The 12,884-nt window shown below is 55.8% G+C and carries 16 protein-coding genes; 1 reads left to right on the plus strand and 15 read right to left on the minus strand.

The features are described 5' to 3' along the window. The 3 genes from pdxA to QEP11_RS03170 all read right to left on the minus strand — a co-directional run bounded on the left by pdxA (position 1) and on the right by QEP11_RS03170 (position 3,267). Positions 1-1,044 carry a 4-hydroxythreonine-4-phosphate dehydrogenase PdxA gene (gene pdxA / locus QEP11_RS03160; protein ID WP_284335119.1) on the minus strand — a complete coding sequence of 348 codons (1,044 nt, stop codon included), beginning with the start codon at positions 1,042-1,044 and terminating at the stop codon, positions 1-3. A gap of 46 nt (positions 1,045-1,090) precedes the next feature. Further along, positions 1,091-1,840, minus strand: a complete 750-nt coding sequence (locus QEP11_RS03165; RefSeq protein ID WP_284335120.1) for a Nif3-like dinuclear metal center hexameric protein — start codon at positions 1,838-1,840, stop codon at positions 1,091-1,093. A gap of 98 nt (positions 1,841-1,938) precedes the next feature. Continuing rightward, positions 1,939-3,267 carry an MFS transporter gene (locus QEP11_RS03170; RefSeq protein WP_284335121.1) on the minus strand — a complete coding sequence of 443 codons (1,329 nt, stop codon included), beginning with the start codon at positions 3,265-3,267 and terminating at the stop codon, positions 1,939-1,941. A gap of 373 nt (positions 3,268-3,640) precedes the next feature. Here QEP11_RS03170 and QEP11_RS03175 point away from each other — a divergent pair, with 373 nt between their 5' ends. Then, a complete protein-coding gene (locus QEP11_RS03175) occupies positions 3,641-4,789 on the plus strand; it encodes a trypsin-like peptidase domain-containing protein (protein ID WP_284335122.1) in 1,149 nt (382 codons plus the stop codon). A 200-nt stretch (positions 4,790-4,989) separates the two neighbouring features. Here the strand turns inward: QEP11_RS03175 and tatC are convergent, their stop codons facing one another. The 12 genes from tatC to hisH all read right to left on the minus strand — a co-directional run bounded on the left by tatC (position 4,990) and on the right by hisH (position 12,869). Then, on the minus strand, positions 4,990-5,784 hold the full coding sequence (gene tatC / locus QEP11_RS03180) for a twin-arginine translocase subunit TatC (protein WP_284335123.1): 795 nt from the start codon (positions 5,782-5,784) through the stop codon (positions 4,990-4,992). Positions 5,785-5,877: 93 nt separating this feature from the next. After that, positions 5,878-6,372 (minus strand): Sec-independent protein translocase protein TatB, encoded by a 495-nt coding sequence (tatB, locus tag QEP11_RS03185; protein ID WP_284335124.1) that lies wholly within the window; start codon positions 6,370-6,372, stop codon positions 5,878-5,880. Positions 6,373-6,412: 40 nt separating this feature from the next. Then, entirely contained in the window at positions 6,413-6,646 is a 234-nt protein-coding gene (gene tatA, locus QEP11_RS03190) for a Sec-independent protein translocase subunit TatA (protein ID WP_284335125.1), read from the minus strand. 104 nt (positions 6,647-6,750) lie between these two features. After that, entirely contained in the window at positions 6,751-7,128 is a 378-nt protein-coding gene (locus QEP11_RS03195) for a histidine triad nucleotide-binding protein (RefSeq protein ID WP_284335126.1), read from the minus strand. 53 nt (positions 7,129-7,181) lie between these two features. Further along, positions 7,182-8,222, minus strand: a complete 1,041-nt coding sequence (locus QEP11_RS03200) for a patatin-like phospholipase family protein (protein WP_284335128.1) — start codon at positions 8,220-8,222, stop codon at positions 7,182-7,184. A 21-nt stretch (positions 8,223-8,243) separates the two neighbouring features. Further along, positions 8,244-8,636, minus strand: coding sequence for a DUF4870 family protein (locus tag QEP11_RS03205; RefSeq protein ID WP_284335129.1), 393 nt, complete (start codon positions 8,634-8,636; stop codon positions 8,244-8,246). After that, positions 8,633-9,028, minus strand: coding sequence for a phosphoribosyl-ATP diphosphatase (locus QEP11_RS03210; protein WP_284335130.1), 396 nt, complete (start codon positions 9,026-9,028; stop codon positions 8,633-8,635). The genes QEP11_RS03205 and QEP11_RS03210 overlap by 4 nt, the downstream gene beginning before the upstream one ends. Positions 9,029-9,033: 5 nt before the next feature. Beyond that, the gene (gene hisI / locus QEP11_RS03215) at positions 9,034-9,423 is read right to left on the minus strand and encodes a phosphoribosyl-AMP cyclohydrolase (protein WP_284335131.1); all 390 of its coding nucleotides are present in this window, start codon (positions 9,421-9,423) and stop codon (positions 9,034-9,036) included. Between the two features lie 227 nt (positions 9,424-9,650). Next, entirely contained in the window at positions 9,651-10,451 is an 801-nt protein-coding gene (gene hisF / locus QEP11_RS03220; RefSeq protein ID WP_284335132.1) for an imidazole glycerol phosphate synthase subunit HisF, read from the minus strand. A gap of 49 nt (positions 10,452-10,500) precedes the next feature. After that, positions 10,501-11,358, minus strand: coding sequence for a D-hexose-6-phosphate mutarotase (locus QEP11_RS03225; RefSeq protein WP_284335133.1), 858 nt, complete (start codon positions 11,356-11,358; stop codon positions 10,501-10,503). Beyond that, positions 11,358-12,131 carry a 1-(5-phosphoribosyl)-5-[(5-phosphoribosylamino)methylideneamino]imidazole-4-carboxamide isomerase gene (gene hisA / locus QEP11_RS03230; protein WP_284335134.1) on the minus strand — a complete coding sequence of 258 codons (774 nt, stop codon included), beginning with the start codon at positions 12,129-12,131 and terminating at the stop codon, positions 11,358-11,360. Before hisA ends, QEP11_RS03225 begins: the two co-directional genes overlap by 1 nt. A 69-nt stretch (positions 12,132-12,200) precedes the next feature. Continuing rightward, positions 12,201-12,869 (minus strand): imidazole glycerol phosphate synthase subunit HisH, encoded by a 669-nt coding sequence (hisH, locus tag QEP11_RS03235; RefSeq protein WP_284335135.1) that lies wholly within the window; start codon positions 12,867-12,869, stop codon positions 12,201-12,203. Positions 12,870-12,884 lie beyond the last annotated feature (15 nt).

Below are 12,884 nucleotides of genomic sequence, written 5' to 3' on the forward strand. Positions count from 1 at the left end.
TCAATACGGCAGTGATAGCTGCCGAGCCATCCGCACCGCTTCAATAAAACTCGACGCATCGGCTATACCCTGCCCCGCGACATCAAAAGCTGTACCGTGATCTGGACTGGTTCGTACCAGCGGTAAACCCAAGGTCACATTCACCCCTTGCTCAACACCCAAATATTTGATCGGTATCAACCCTTGGTCGTGGTACATCGCCAACACCACGTCGAATTCCCCTGCATGATCATCAACATCTCTTGCGCGCATAAAGATAGTGTCGGGCGGAAATGGACCTTTTGCATGAATACCTTGCGCCTGCGCTGCCGCTACAGCAGGTGCGATGATTTCCTGCTCTTCCCAACCGAACAACCCACCTTCTCCCGCATGGGGATTCAATCCAGCCACACCAATACAGGGCGAGCGCCCAAGCATGCGCTGCAAGGCTTCATGTGTAATGCGCAAAGTTTGGAGAATATTCTCCTGCGTCACCAACTCAATGGCCCTGCGCAATGGCACATGAATGCTCACCAATACCGTGCGCAGCTGGTTGTTTGCGAGCATCATGCGCACCGGCATGTCTGACAGGGCGACTCCCGCATGCTGCGCCGCCTCCGCCTGCAGCAGTTCAGTATGACCAGGAAAGGTCACGCCCGCCGCATGCAACGCTTCCTTGTGCAGCGGCGCAGTCACCAACGCAGCGATTTCTCCGCGCAACGCTGCACGTGCAGCCCATTGCACACTCAAGGCGGCGCCACGTCCTGCATCTGCGCTGATGCGTCCCCAGGGCGATGGGGCAGGCATATCTGCTAATTGCAGCACCGGTATGCAGCGAAGTGGCACTTTCCAAGCCTCTTCGGGCGACGCGATGACAGCCACGGGAAGATGGGCACTACCCTCCTTCAAGATAGCCTGCGCTGCACGGCGCATGACAGCCAGATCTCCGGCCACGAAGCAGCCTCGCATCAGAGCAGCTTCTGAGCGGAACGCCTTGGCAATGATTTCAGGCCCAATGCCTGCACTGTCACCCTGGGTGATTGCAATGGCTTTTTGTGGTTGCATACCCATTCCTTTTATGCGGATACAGCTAGCACCCACAAGGCTTAACTTATGCCGGATTATCGATTTCAATGAAGCGGTGCGTCAGCCCCAATTGCTGCGCCACATGTTCAACTACTGCTGGTGCACCATAACGCTCCGTCGCGTGATGACCTGCCGCAATGAATGTGCTCCCTGTCTCCCGTGCCAAATGTGCTTGAGGCTCTGAAATCTCCCCGGTGATATAGGCGTCCGCCCCTGCGGCCAAGGCGCTTTCAAAGAACCCCTGAGCGCCTCCCGTGCACCAGGCTACACGACGGATGGATCGATCCTCAGCGCCACTCACACAGGTGACACTGCGGCCCAAAACCTGCTGCACATAGGCTGCAAGTGCATCTGCATTCGCAAACTCACCGCTCCCTATCATGCCCAGTGCTTGCTCACCGAAAGTGGCATCAAATTGCAGCCCCAATCGGGCACCCAGTTGCGCGTTGTTGCCCAACTCTTGGTGCGCATCCAGTGGCAGGTGATAGGCAAACAAATTGATGTCATACGCCAGCAACAAGCGAATGCGCTCTTTCATCCAGCCGGTGATACGGCCATCCATACCCCGCCAAAAAAGACCGTGGTGCACAAAAATGGCATCCGCCTTGTCAGCAATGGCCGCCTCGATCAAGGCACGGCTTGCCGTGACACCGCTGACAATGTGGCGAATTTCGGCCTTACCCTCTACTTGCAGACCATTAGGTCCGTAGTCTTTGAAACGCTCGGGCTGCAGCAGGCCATCGAAATGAGAGAGAAGATCTTGTCGCTGAATCATATAGTTTGTGATTGTGCCAAGCAGGTCACATCCATAAAGTATGCAGGCACAAAAAAGGGAAGCTGCAGCTCCCCTTTGTCGGCGCAATCAAACAATGATCAGCCTTGGATTTTCGGTGTCCAGCCACGAGATGCCATGGGCCAGAAGAAGCCGATGGCTGCCCCCAGCACACCCATGGCGGCCACGTAATGCGCAGGAGCCATTACATCCACTTGCTGCCATACAGAAACCAGCATGGGAGTCAGACCGCCGAATACCGCGTAAGCCATGTTGTACGCAAAAGACAGACCGGTAAAACGAACGGCAACCGGGAATGCGCGTACACCCACGATGGGCAGCAGCGAAATGGACCCTACAAAAAATCCTACCAGCGCATAGCGAGCGACCAGAGTTTCTTGACCGGGCAAACCGAGGTAGAAGATATAGGCCGTCACCGTCATCCCTCCCCAGCCCAGCACCATGGTCCACTTCGTGCCGATCTTGTCATTCAGCCACCCCCAGAACACGCAACCCAGGGTCAGCGTCACCGTCGCTACAGCGTTGGCCGTCATAGCTTCTGCCGGTGCGATCTGGAAAACCTTCTGCAAATAGGATGGGGTGAACAAAACCACCACCACCACAGCTGTGGAGAGAACCCAGGTCATCAACGCAACCAGCCAGCAAGCCTGTTTGTGTTCACGCAAGATGGTCTTGATGGGCAACTCCGCGTCTGCAGCTTTGCGTTTTTGCAGGTCTTGGAACAAGGGAGTTTCATGCAGAAAGCGACGCAGGTAGACCGACACCAGACCCAGCACACCACCAACGATGAAAGGCATGCGCCAAGCCCAGTCATGAATCTCCGCCTGGGTGTAATTGCTATTGAGCCACACGCCAAAAATGGAGCCCAGGAAAATCCCTCCGGTGATGCCTGAAGTCAGCGTACCAATGGCCAGCCCATAGTTCTTTGCTGGCGAGTGCTCGGCCACAAACACCCATGCTCCCGGCATTTCTCCACCGATTGCAGCGCCTTGCAACACACGCATGAGCAACAACAAAATTGGGGCGGCAATACCAATGGTGGCATAGGTCGGCAGCAGACCGATGACCAAAGTAGGCACTGCCATCAGGAAGATGGACAGCGTAAACATCTTCTTGCGGCCAATTTTGTCGCCATAGTGGGCGATGATGATGCCGCCCAATGGACGCGCCAGATAACCTGCAGCGAAAATCCCCAAGGTTTGCAGCTGGCGCAGCCAGTCCGGCATGTCTGCAGGGAAAAACAAGGTGCCAATCACATTGGCAAAGAATACGAAAACGACGAAGTCGTAGAACTCCAGCGTGCCGCCCAAAGCAGACAGGCTGAGAGTTTTGTAATCATCCCGATTCAAGGGACGATGGTGTGCTCCGCCCGCCACTTGGTGGGCTTGTGCATTGGGATGCTTACTCATTGGGTTGTCTTTCCAGTTACAAGAGGTCAGACAGCGCTTGAGCCGCGGCAACGGATAGAGATGCTTAAAGGCAAGACTGGACTGTTCTTCTGGCTTCCACGGTAATGGGGCTTTTGTATTTCTTGTTCCTGGCGGGTGAGCTTGGACAAGAGCGAACACAGTGTGGCGCAGTCGTTCCTTGATTCTAGGGTTAACACTTATAGGGTTTAAGCTAAACATCGCAATCCACGATATGGTTTCGTGAAATAGATGCATCCCATCTCGTTACGCGATGACTTAATCACAGGCGCACAATGCATATCCCGACACCTGTCAAGACAGCGCATTTGCGCGTACGCTCTCCCTTTTCCTGCCCTCTTCTACTTCTTTTGCTATGAAGCGTTACTGGCTTTTGTTTTCCCAGGCAGTCACTGTGTTGCTGGCTGCTTACTTCATCGTGGCCACATTGCAGCCCAACTGGATCAAGCGTGGAGCCACCTATAGCCGCGCAGGAATCTCACTGCTTGAGGCCCCCTCCGAGCCTCGCACCGAATTTGCCCCAGGGAGCCTGTCTGGCGCCGCACAGAAAGCCATGCCAGCGGTGGTCAGCATCAACACCAGCAAGGAAGTTCGCAGCCCACGCAGCAACGACCCTTGGTTTCAGTTCTTCTTTGGGGATATTGGCCCGCAACAACAAACCGGACTGGGCAGCGGCGTGATTGTCAGCCCGGACGGCTACATTCTCACCAACAACCACGTGGTTGAAGGAGCGGACCAGATTGAAGTCACACTGGCAGACAGCCGTGTCGCAGTTGCCCGCATCATTGGCACCGACCCTGAAACCGATTTGGCGGTCCTGAAAATTGAGATGGACAATCTGCCGGTCATCGTGCTGGGCAACTCCGATCACGCCTTGGTGGGCGATACGGTACTGGCAATTGGCAATCCTTTTGGTGTTGGCCAGACAGTGACGAGCGGCATTGTGAGTGCTCTCGGCCGCAGTGAGTTGGGCATCAACACCTTTGAGAACTTTATTCAGACCGATGCAGCCATCAATCCCGGCAACTCGGGCGGTGCGTTGATTGATGTGGAAGGCAATCTGCTGGGCATCAATACCGCCATCTACTCCCGCTCTGGCGGCAGCATGGGCATTGGCTTTGCCATTCCAGTCTCCACCGCCAAGATCGTCATGGATGGTCTGGTCAAAGACGGCAAGGTCACGCGCGGCTGGATTGGCGTGGAACCCAATGAGCTGTCTCCTGAGTTGGCTGAAACCTTTGGCGTGCAAGCCAAGCAGGGCGTCATCATCACTGGCGTGCTGCAAGCCGGCCCTGCTGCCAAGGCGGGCATGTTGCCTGGAGATGTGATTGTGGAGGTTGATAGTCGCCAGGTCCGCAATGTTGCTGAAATGATGACAGCCGTTGCATCCTTGCAGCCCGGAACCAGCGCAACCTTCAGTGTGCAGCGGGGAGCAGAGAATCTGACCCTCAACATCACCCCATCCGCTCGTCCTGCGCCCCAGCGCATGCGCCAGCCACGTTAATTCATTGGCACGTTTGCGTGCTCTAATGCTTGGCCAGGCCATGCCATCAACCGTTTCTTCATGGCCTGGCCAAACACCAAACAACTCCTGATGCATTGTCCATGGCCATCCTGGAAGCAGGCAGAGCATAAAAAATCCCGCAGACCACATGTGGATCGGCGGGATTTTTTTATGTCCCTGGGAGACTGGTTGATGAAGACTTAGACTTGGTCAGGCTCAGCTTCCTGATCTTCAGTTTTTTTGGAAGCCTTGGCAAACCAGCCCGCGCCAATGATGCCCACTTCATAAAGCAAGCACATGGGAATCGCCAGCGCCAACTGGGAGATCACATCTGGAGGCGTGACAACGGCAGCCACGATGAAGGCCAGCACCACGAAGTAACCACGGAAGCTTTTAAGCTTTTCCACCTCCACAATGCCAAAGCGGACCAGCAGCATCACCACGATCGGCACCTGAAATGCCAAGCCAAAAGCCAGATACAACGACAAAATAGCTTCTACATACGAGGCAATATCAGGTGTCGCAGCCACGCTCTCTGGCGTAAAGCCCTGGATAAAGCCAAACATCTTGTCCAACACAAAGAACTGCACAAAGGCAATACCGATGTAAGCCAGCACGCTGCCAAAAATGATCAATGGCAGAGCAAACTTCTTTTCATGCGAGTAAAGGCCTGGCGCCACGAAGGCCCAGAGCTGATACATGATCCATGGCAGCACCGCCAAGATGCCCACCATCATCAGCACCTTGAGTGGCACAAAAAATGGCGAGAACACGCCAACCGCAATCAGCTTGGCGTCAGGCGGCATATGCGCCTTGATGGGCTGCGCAATAAAGTCGATCAAGCCATTGGGGCCGGGCCAGATGGCCAGCACAGCCACCGCCACAGCAATGCCGTAAATGCAATACAGCAGCCGGTCACGCAGCTCCATGAGATGCTGCACAAAGGGCTGCTCAGAGCCGGCCAGCTCGTCGTCTTTGGTGGATTTGTCGGACATGGTCGAAAAAAGAACCGGGCCTTGCGGCCCTGCGGATCAAGAGAAAAACACCAGCGCAGCCTTTAATACAAAGCTTGGCACTGGCATCGCAACTCAGCGCTTGGGTCTAAACCGAGCGACACGCGCAGCGCCCGATTGCACATGGGTGCGCACCCCTGCACGTGCCTTGTACCAGCGTGGCACAGCCCCCCGCTTGAGGCGGAAGTTCTTACCGGGATTTTTATAGGCAGGCGTGACAGCGCTGTAGCTGTCAAAGCTGTCGTAATCACTGGCCAGGGTACTGGAGCTGCTGTTGTAAGCCGACTCAAAATCGGTGGCTTCGCGCCAGTCTTTTTGAAAGTCGCTAGAAGCCGAGTGCACCGACTTCTCCACGTCACGCGCTGCAGTTTCCACCGACTCCTTCATCTTCTTGAGCTCATCGAGCTCCATGGAGCGGTTCACCTCAGCCTTGACATCAGACACATAACGCTGCGCCTTGCCAATCAGCGTACCTACGGTACGTGCCACGCGTGGCAGCTTCTCTGGCCCGATGACCACCAGAGCTACCGCGCCAATGAGCGCCAGTTTCGAGATTCCGATATCAATCATGCCAACGCCCCTTGCAGGTGCTTGCTGCCATGCTCAACCATCAGCTCTTTTGCTTGGCGTCAACGTCAATGGTGGTCTTGTCGGCCTTGGTCTGGTCCGCAACAGCAGTCTTTTCGGTGGCGGCGTCATCTGCCGTGCCATCCTTCATGCCATCCTTGAAGCCCTTCACTGCACTACCCAGATCGCCGCCCAAGTTTTTGAGCTTCTTGGTACCGAACACCAAAACCACGATCAACAGCACAATCAGCCAGTGCCAGACGGAAAACGTTCCCATGAGATTTCTCCTAACGAATACAGGTCATTTTAGACGGGAGACCGCAACATAGCGCCCGAGATGGCCTTATGTTTATGCAGCACACCCGGTATGTCAGCAAACTTTTAACCGCGCTTCCAAGGACGAGGTCCACCCAACACGTGAGCGTGCAGGTGATGAACTTCCTGCCCACCTTCGCTACCAGTATTCACCACGATGCGAAACCCTCCATCAGGATACGGGTTGCATCCCTGCTCCAGCGCAAGCCTGGGAGCCATGGCCATGATCTTGCCCAGCAATGCCTCGTCAGTTGGTGTGACGTGAGCCATTGAGACAATATGCTTTTTCGGCACAATCAAAAAGTGGACCGGAGCTGCAGGGTTGATATCGTGAAAGGCAAAAACTTCATCGTCCTCAAACACCTTGCGGCTGGGAATTTGACCGGAAATGATCTTGCAAAATATGCAATTGGGGTCATGCGCAATGTGTGCGTGATCAGTCATCAAAAACTCATTCTCTCGTTGTCAGGTGAAATGCGGCACCATGGCCGCTTGTGCTAAGCATTGTCCACAATCTGCAAGGTCTGCCGCACACCAACGTCTTGGCGATGATCATGCACCCATTGCAGCCCCTGTTTGCGACCCAGCTCGAACAATCGCAACAGGAACACCATATCGACCCGCGATTTGCTGGCGGCTCCAAAGCGGCTTAAGGCTGCGCCGCCATCAATCCGGTGCATCAGCACACTTTTGTACTTGGCAGCATCCAGACGACCTTCGGCGAGCAAACGGCGCACGAAGTCAATGGCGCGCAGCTCACCAAGCAGCCCGGCGTTGAACATGATCTCATTGGTGCGCTCCATGATGTCGCCTGCGGTGTCAGGCAGATCCGGCGACTCAATGGGATTGATCTGTACCAGCAACATGTCGCTGCAAGTCGTGCGATAAATGAGCGGATATAGCGCTGGGTTACCGGAAAACCCTCCATCCCAATAGCGCTCACCTTCAATTTCCACTGCCTGGTAAAGCTGCGGCAGACAGGCGCTGGCCATGACAGCATCGGCACTCAAGCGCTTTCCAGTGAAAATCTCTCCCTTGCCCGTGCGTACATTCGTGGCACAGACAAAGAGCCTGGGCATACCATCCAACTCCCAAGCCCGCCCCAGCATGTCAAAGTCGACCACACGCTCAAGCAACTTGCGCAACGGATTGATATCCAGCGGATTGGTCTGATAGGGCGAGAGAAATTGGCTCATCATGCTCATGAGCGGGTTGCTCGCCACAGGCACTCCCAGCGTGAAGGCTCCCATGGTGCCCACACCTTCCCAGAGCTTTTTCAGTGCAGCGCGAGCCAGATGACAGGCTTTAGCTTGGCGTACCACAGGGTCATCAGGATGCTCCAAAGCAGCCGCTGCAAACCCTTGTGCCAACGCCACAGCGTTCATTGCTCCAGCACTGGTGCCACTGATCCCTGGAAAGCAGAACCCCCCGTCTTCCAACAACGCATCCAGAACGCCCCATGTAAAAGCCCCATGAGAACCGCCTCCTTGAAGCGCCAGATTGAGGCATTGCGCAGAGGGAGCATGGGACGCTTGCATCGGCGGACTTCCAAAGACTGGTTAAACCGGCAAGGGTTGTTGCTTGTTCATCGCCACCATGCCGCGCACGATGCGATACAGGAACCAGATGGATATGATGCACCAGGCAATCCAGCCGGGCAGCAGGAACAATAACCACAGTGGCGCCGTCACGACGTACAAGATACCCGCCCAGATCACGCTACGCAGACGCCATGAAAAGTGCGATTCATGCCAGGTGCCTTGTGCATCGGAGCGTTTGACCAAGTCAATCACCAAGGCCACTACTAGCACCAAGACGCTGATCTGCGCCCCCGGAACCACTGCTGTCACCGCCACAACCAGATGAAGGATGTAGCTGATCCAGCCCCAGGCCTTCAGCCCATCCAGCGTGGCTTTGTCTACTGCGCGGACTTCAACAATATCTTCGTTCACTCAGGTTTTCCTTCCTGCGCAGCACGCTCTTTGGCTTTGCGCAAAGCTTTTTCTTCCAGGCCACTGGTACCTTCACGGCGCTCCAGTTCAGCCACGACGTCAGCGGGAGTGAGCCCATAGTGCGACAGTGCAATCATGGAGTGAAACCATAAATCCGCTACTTCATAAAGGATTTTCCCCTTGTCAGCACCGGCATCCACATCCTTGGCAGCCATCACCACTTCAGTGGCTTCCTCTCCAATCTTCTTCAAGAAAGCATCAGGGCCTTTATGCAACAAACGGGCCACATAGCTTTTTTCGGGATCTCCGCCATTGATAGCTTTACGACTTTCGATGACGGAAGCAAGACGAGCCAAGCCACCTTCGACCGAGACAGTATTTTCTTCAGACATGATTGTTATTTATAGATGGATGCGGGATCTTTCAAGACTGGATCAATGGCGACCCACTGTCCGTCCTTGAACACACTGTAAAAACAAGAGTGGCGACCGGTATGACAGGCAATACCTGGCTCATGCCCCTGCTGGGTAATTTTGAGCAGAATGACATCGTTATCGCAATCAATACGCATCTCGTGCACAGTCTGCACATGGCCGGACTCTTCGCCCTTGAACCACAGCCTGTTGCGTGAGCGGCTGAAGTACACGGCGCGGCCCAGTTCAGCCGTTTTTTGCAGCGCTTCACGGTTCATCCACGCAAACATCACCACATCACCGGTGCTGTGTTCCTGCGCAATCACGGGTACCAGACCCTGCGCATCCCATTTCACTTGATCAAGCCAGCTCATCGGAATTCCTGTTTTAAATAGCTACTGGTACCAGCCAATAGCCATCTTTCATATCAAGACACTAGCAAGCACCTTATTTGCAAGCGCAAGCTACTCGTTTTCATGGGTTAAAAGACAAACTACCACCTTGCAAAGGCGCGCTTAAAACGAAGCTCCCGAACGAAGACCCTCGCTGCGTTTCGACAATCGCAGGCAAAGAAGTATCAAAGTCTGTTTTGCGACTCAACTCAAAGACGCACGGGTATGCCGCGCTCACGCATGCGCTCTTTCGCCTGCTGCACGGTGTATTCACCGTAGTGGAAGATGCTGGCGGCCAGCACCGCATCGGCACCACCTTGTTGCACCCCGTCAGCCAAGTGATCAAGGTTGCCAACGCCACCCGATGCAATCACCGGCACGCCCACCGCGTCCGAGACCGCACGAGTCAGCGCCAAGTCAAAACCGCTCTTGGTGCCATCTTTGTCCATGCTGGTAAGCAAGATCTCACCTGCACCACGCTGCGCCATTTCTTCGGCCCAGCGAATCACATCCAGTCCTACATTCTTGCGTCCACCGTGGCTGTACACATCCCAACCTGGCCCCATGGGCGTGCCATTCGGACCAATGCGCTGCTCATCCTCAGGGGTGCGGCGCTTGGCGTCAATGGCCACCACAATGCACTGCGCACCGTATTTATCGGAGCAGGCATTGATGGTGGAAGGATTGGCGATGGCCGCCGAGTTGAAGCTGGTCTTGTCCGCACCTGCGTTGAGCAGGCGGCGCACATCTTCCACAGTGCGCACGCCACCACCCACAGTTAGTGGAATGAACACCTGCGACGCCACCGCCTCGATGATGGGCAAGATCAGATCGCGACCATCACTGGTGGCAGTGATGTCCAGAAAGGTCAGTTCATCTGCCCCTTGTGCGTTGTAGCGCGCAGCAATTTCCACGGGATCTCCGGCATCGCGCAGCTCCAGAAAGTTGACCCCTTTGACCACACGGCCACCGGTCACGTCGAGGCAAGGAATGATGCGTTTGGCGAGCATGAAAAAAACTTTTTCTAACGGTTGAAAATCTGGGGCGGATTGCAGGCGCTTAATCCTGTACCTGCATGGTTTGGGCGGCTTGCCAATGCTGGCCTGGATGCAAGGCAATGGGCTGGTTGATGGCTGCCGCCTCCACACACAGCATACGCATCCAGTCAGCAGGCTGCATGTCCTGCAAACTGGCGCCAAGCGTAGGGCCGGGGTTCCAGACCACAGTTTCTGACCAGGCCACGTCCTGGCTGATCTGCAAAGTGCCTGCAGCATCACGCAGTTGCAAAGGCTGCACTGCACGGGTATAGACACGATCAAGCTCTTGCCCCAGCGCGACTGCACCTTCTTGTACCGCGGGTGCAAAGTTTTTTGCAGCATCCCAGAAGGCAGCCCCGTCCAGACCATGCAAAGCTGCAATATCTGCCCCCTGCACCGCCAGATAGGTGTGCAGCGCCCCCGTAAAGGCCAAGGCTGTGCTGCCGGTGTTGGTCACAGACAGTTGCACCCGCAAAGTATCTGGCGAGAGCATCACCTCCAGCTCGGCACGCAGGCCGTGCGGAAAGTCTGCATGCAAGGGCTGCTGCGCATCCCAGCACCAACGCGCTGACATGGCAGCGCCATCCGCATCCGTTTGCGCGTCCATCCACTGCCAGGTGGCTCGCCGCGCCAAACCGTGTTTGGGCAGAGGACCACGCGCATTGAACTGCGGAAAGCAGACTGGCACACCGCCACGAATGGCCGCGGTCCCATCCAGCACTGCGCGCTCGGAGAGAAACATGCGCTCGCAGCCCCGTGCTGACCAGGACAGCACCTGGGCTCCAAAATCAGAGACCCGCACGCTATCCCCATTGGGTAAGACGAACAGCGTGCAAGCAAGGCCACGCCAGACTTCTCGCGTGGCTTTTGGTTGGGTCATTACGCGTCGTCTTCTAGGTCTAGGTCTTCGTCGTCGTAACCACTGAGCTTGTCCGCCAGCTTCTGGCCTGCAGCAAAGTCCAGATCACCGGTGTAAATTGCACGACCGCAGATCACGCCTTCTACGCCCTCTTCTTCCACCGCGCACAGTTGCTCGATGTCTTTGATGCTGGCCAGACCGCCAGAAGCGATGATTGGAATGCGCACCGCCTGCGCCAGCTTCACAGTGGCCTCTATGTTGATGCCCGACAGCATGCCGTCGCGGCCAATATCGGTGTAGATGATGGAATCCACGCCCCAGTCTTCAAAACGCTTGGCAGTGGAAATCACGTCCTGGCCGGTCAGCTTGCTCCAGCCATCGACCGCCACCTTGCCATCTTTGGCGTCCAAGCCCACGATGATGTGGCCCGCAAACGCACTGCATGCGTCTTGCAGAAAACCGGGGTTCTTCACTGCGGCGGTGCCGATGATGATGTATTCCATGCCTGCGTCGATATAACGCTCAATGGTGTCCAGATCGCGGATGCCACCACCGAGTTGCACGGGGATCTCACCATCGACTTCCTTCAGGATAGCCTTGATAGCGGACAAGTTCTTGGGCTGGCCCGCAAACGCGCCATTCAAGTCCACAAGATGCAGGCGGCGAGCACCAGCGTCCAGCCATTTGCGCGCCATTTCGGCGGGATCACCAAATGTGGTGGATTGCTCCATGTCACCTTGTTTGAGTCGGACGCATTGGCCGTCTTTGAGGTCGATGGCGGGAATCAGCAGCATGATGTGCGAGAGGCTTTGCCTTAGAGTTGGCCTAACGAAAATGTGGCCAGGGTTGAGGAGAGTGTGAGCTTACGGGTTCCAGTGGAGGAAATTGCGGTACAGCTGAATGCCGTGATCCGCACTTTTCTCGGGATGGAACTGCGTAGCAAAAATCTTATCGCGTGCAACGGCAGATGCAAACCTTCCACCGTAATCTGTCTCTGCGGCGCAATATGCAGCATCAGCTGGAACCGCATAGAAGCTGTGTACAAAGTAGAAGTAGGCCCCGTCAGGAATCCCCTCCCAGATGGGGTGACGCACGCCGCCAGGCTCAGTGGGGAACACTTGATTCCACCCCATTTGCGGCACCTTGAAGCGGCTGCCATCCGGCTGAAGCCGCCCCGCCAGATCAAAGCGTTTGACGCAGCCCGGAATCAGCCCCAGGGATGGCGTATCACCTTCTTCGCTGTGCTCCAGCAGCATTTGCATGCCCACGCACACGCCAAACAAAGGCTTGCTGGCCGCGGCCTCCAGCACAGCCTCTTGCAGGCCCGACGCTTTCAATGCGGCCATGCAATCGCGCATGGCTCCTTGACCGGGCAACACAATCCGGCTGGCCGCACGCACTTCGGCAGGATCCTGGGTAACGATGACTTGTACATCGGTGCCCAAAGCAGCGGTTTTGACGGCCTGCGAGACCGAGCGCAAATTGCCCATCTCGTAATCAACCACGGCCACGATGTTGTTCATGGAACTCATAACACTTCGCGCAAT

Source organism: Comamonas halotolerans, assembly GCF_030162935.1.
GTDB classification, from domain to species: Bacteria; Pseudomonadota; Gammaproteobacteria; order Burkholderiales; family Burkholderiaceae_C; genus Comamonas; species Comamonas halotolerans.

Bases quoted from the DNA above. Each gene is read 5' to 3' on its own strand.
- pdxA (WP_284335119.1), bottom strand. From the start codon at position 1,044: ATGCAACCACAAAAAGCCATTGCAATCACCCAGGGTGACAGTGCAGGC.
- QEP11_RS03165 (WP_284335120.1), bottom strand. From the start codon at position 1,840: ATGATTCAGCGACAAGATCTTCTCTCTCATTTCGATGGCCTGCTGCAG.
- QEP11_RS03170 (WP_284335121.1), bottom strand. From the start codon at position 3,267: ATGAGTAAGCATCCCAATGCACAAGCCCACCAAGTGGCGGGCGGAGCA.
- QEP11_RS03175 (WP_284335122.1), top strand. From the start codon at position 3,641: ATGAAGCGTTACTGGCTTTTGTTTTCCCAGGCAGTCACTGTGTTGCTG.
- tatC (WP_284335123.1), bottom strand. From the start codon at position 5,784: ATGTCCGACAAATCCACCAAAGACGACGAGCTGGCCGGCTCTGAGCAG.
- tatB (WP_284335124.1), bottom strand. From the start codon at position 6,372: ATGATTGATATCGGAATCTCGAAACTGGCGCTCATTGGCGCGGTAGCT.
- tatA (WP_284335125.1), bottom strand. From the start codon at position 6,646: ATGGGAACGTTTTCCGTCTGGCACTGGCTGATTGTGCTGTTGATCGTG.
- QEP11_RS03195 (WP_284335126.1), bottom strand. From the start codon at position 7,128: ATGACTGATCACGCACACATTGCGCATGACCCCAATTGCATATTTTGC.
- QEP11_RS03200 (WP_284335128.1), bottom strand. From the start codon at position 8,222: ATGCAAGCGTCCCATGCTCCCTCTGCGCAATGCCTCAATCTGGCGCTT.
- QEP11_RS03210 (WP_284335130.1), bottom strand. From the start codon at position 9,028: ATGTCTGAAGAAAATACTGTCTCGGTCGAAGGTGGCTTGGCTCGTCTT.
- hisI (WP_284335131.1), bottom strand. From the start codon at position 9,423: ATGAGCTGGCTTGATCAAGTGAAATGGGATGCGCAGGGTCTGGTACCC.
- hisF (WP_284335132.1), bottom strand. From the start codon at position 10,451: ATGCTCGCCAAACGCATCATTCCTTGCCTCGACGTGACCGGTGGCCGT.
- QEP11_RS03225 (WP_284335133.1), bottom strand. From the start codon at position 11,358: ATGACCCAACCAAAAGCCACGCGAGAAGTCTGGCGTGGCCTTGCTTGC.
- hisA (WP_284335134.1), bottom strand. From the start codon at position 12,131: ATGCTGCTGATTCCCGCCATCGACCTCAAAGACGGCCAATGCGTCCGA.
- hisH (WP_284335135.1), bottom strand. From the start codon at position 12,869: ATGAGTTCCATGAACAACATCGTGGCCGTGGTTGATTACGAGATGGGC.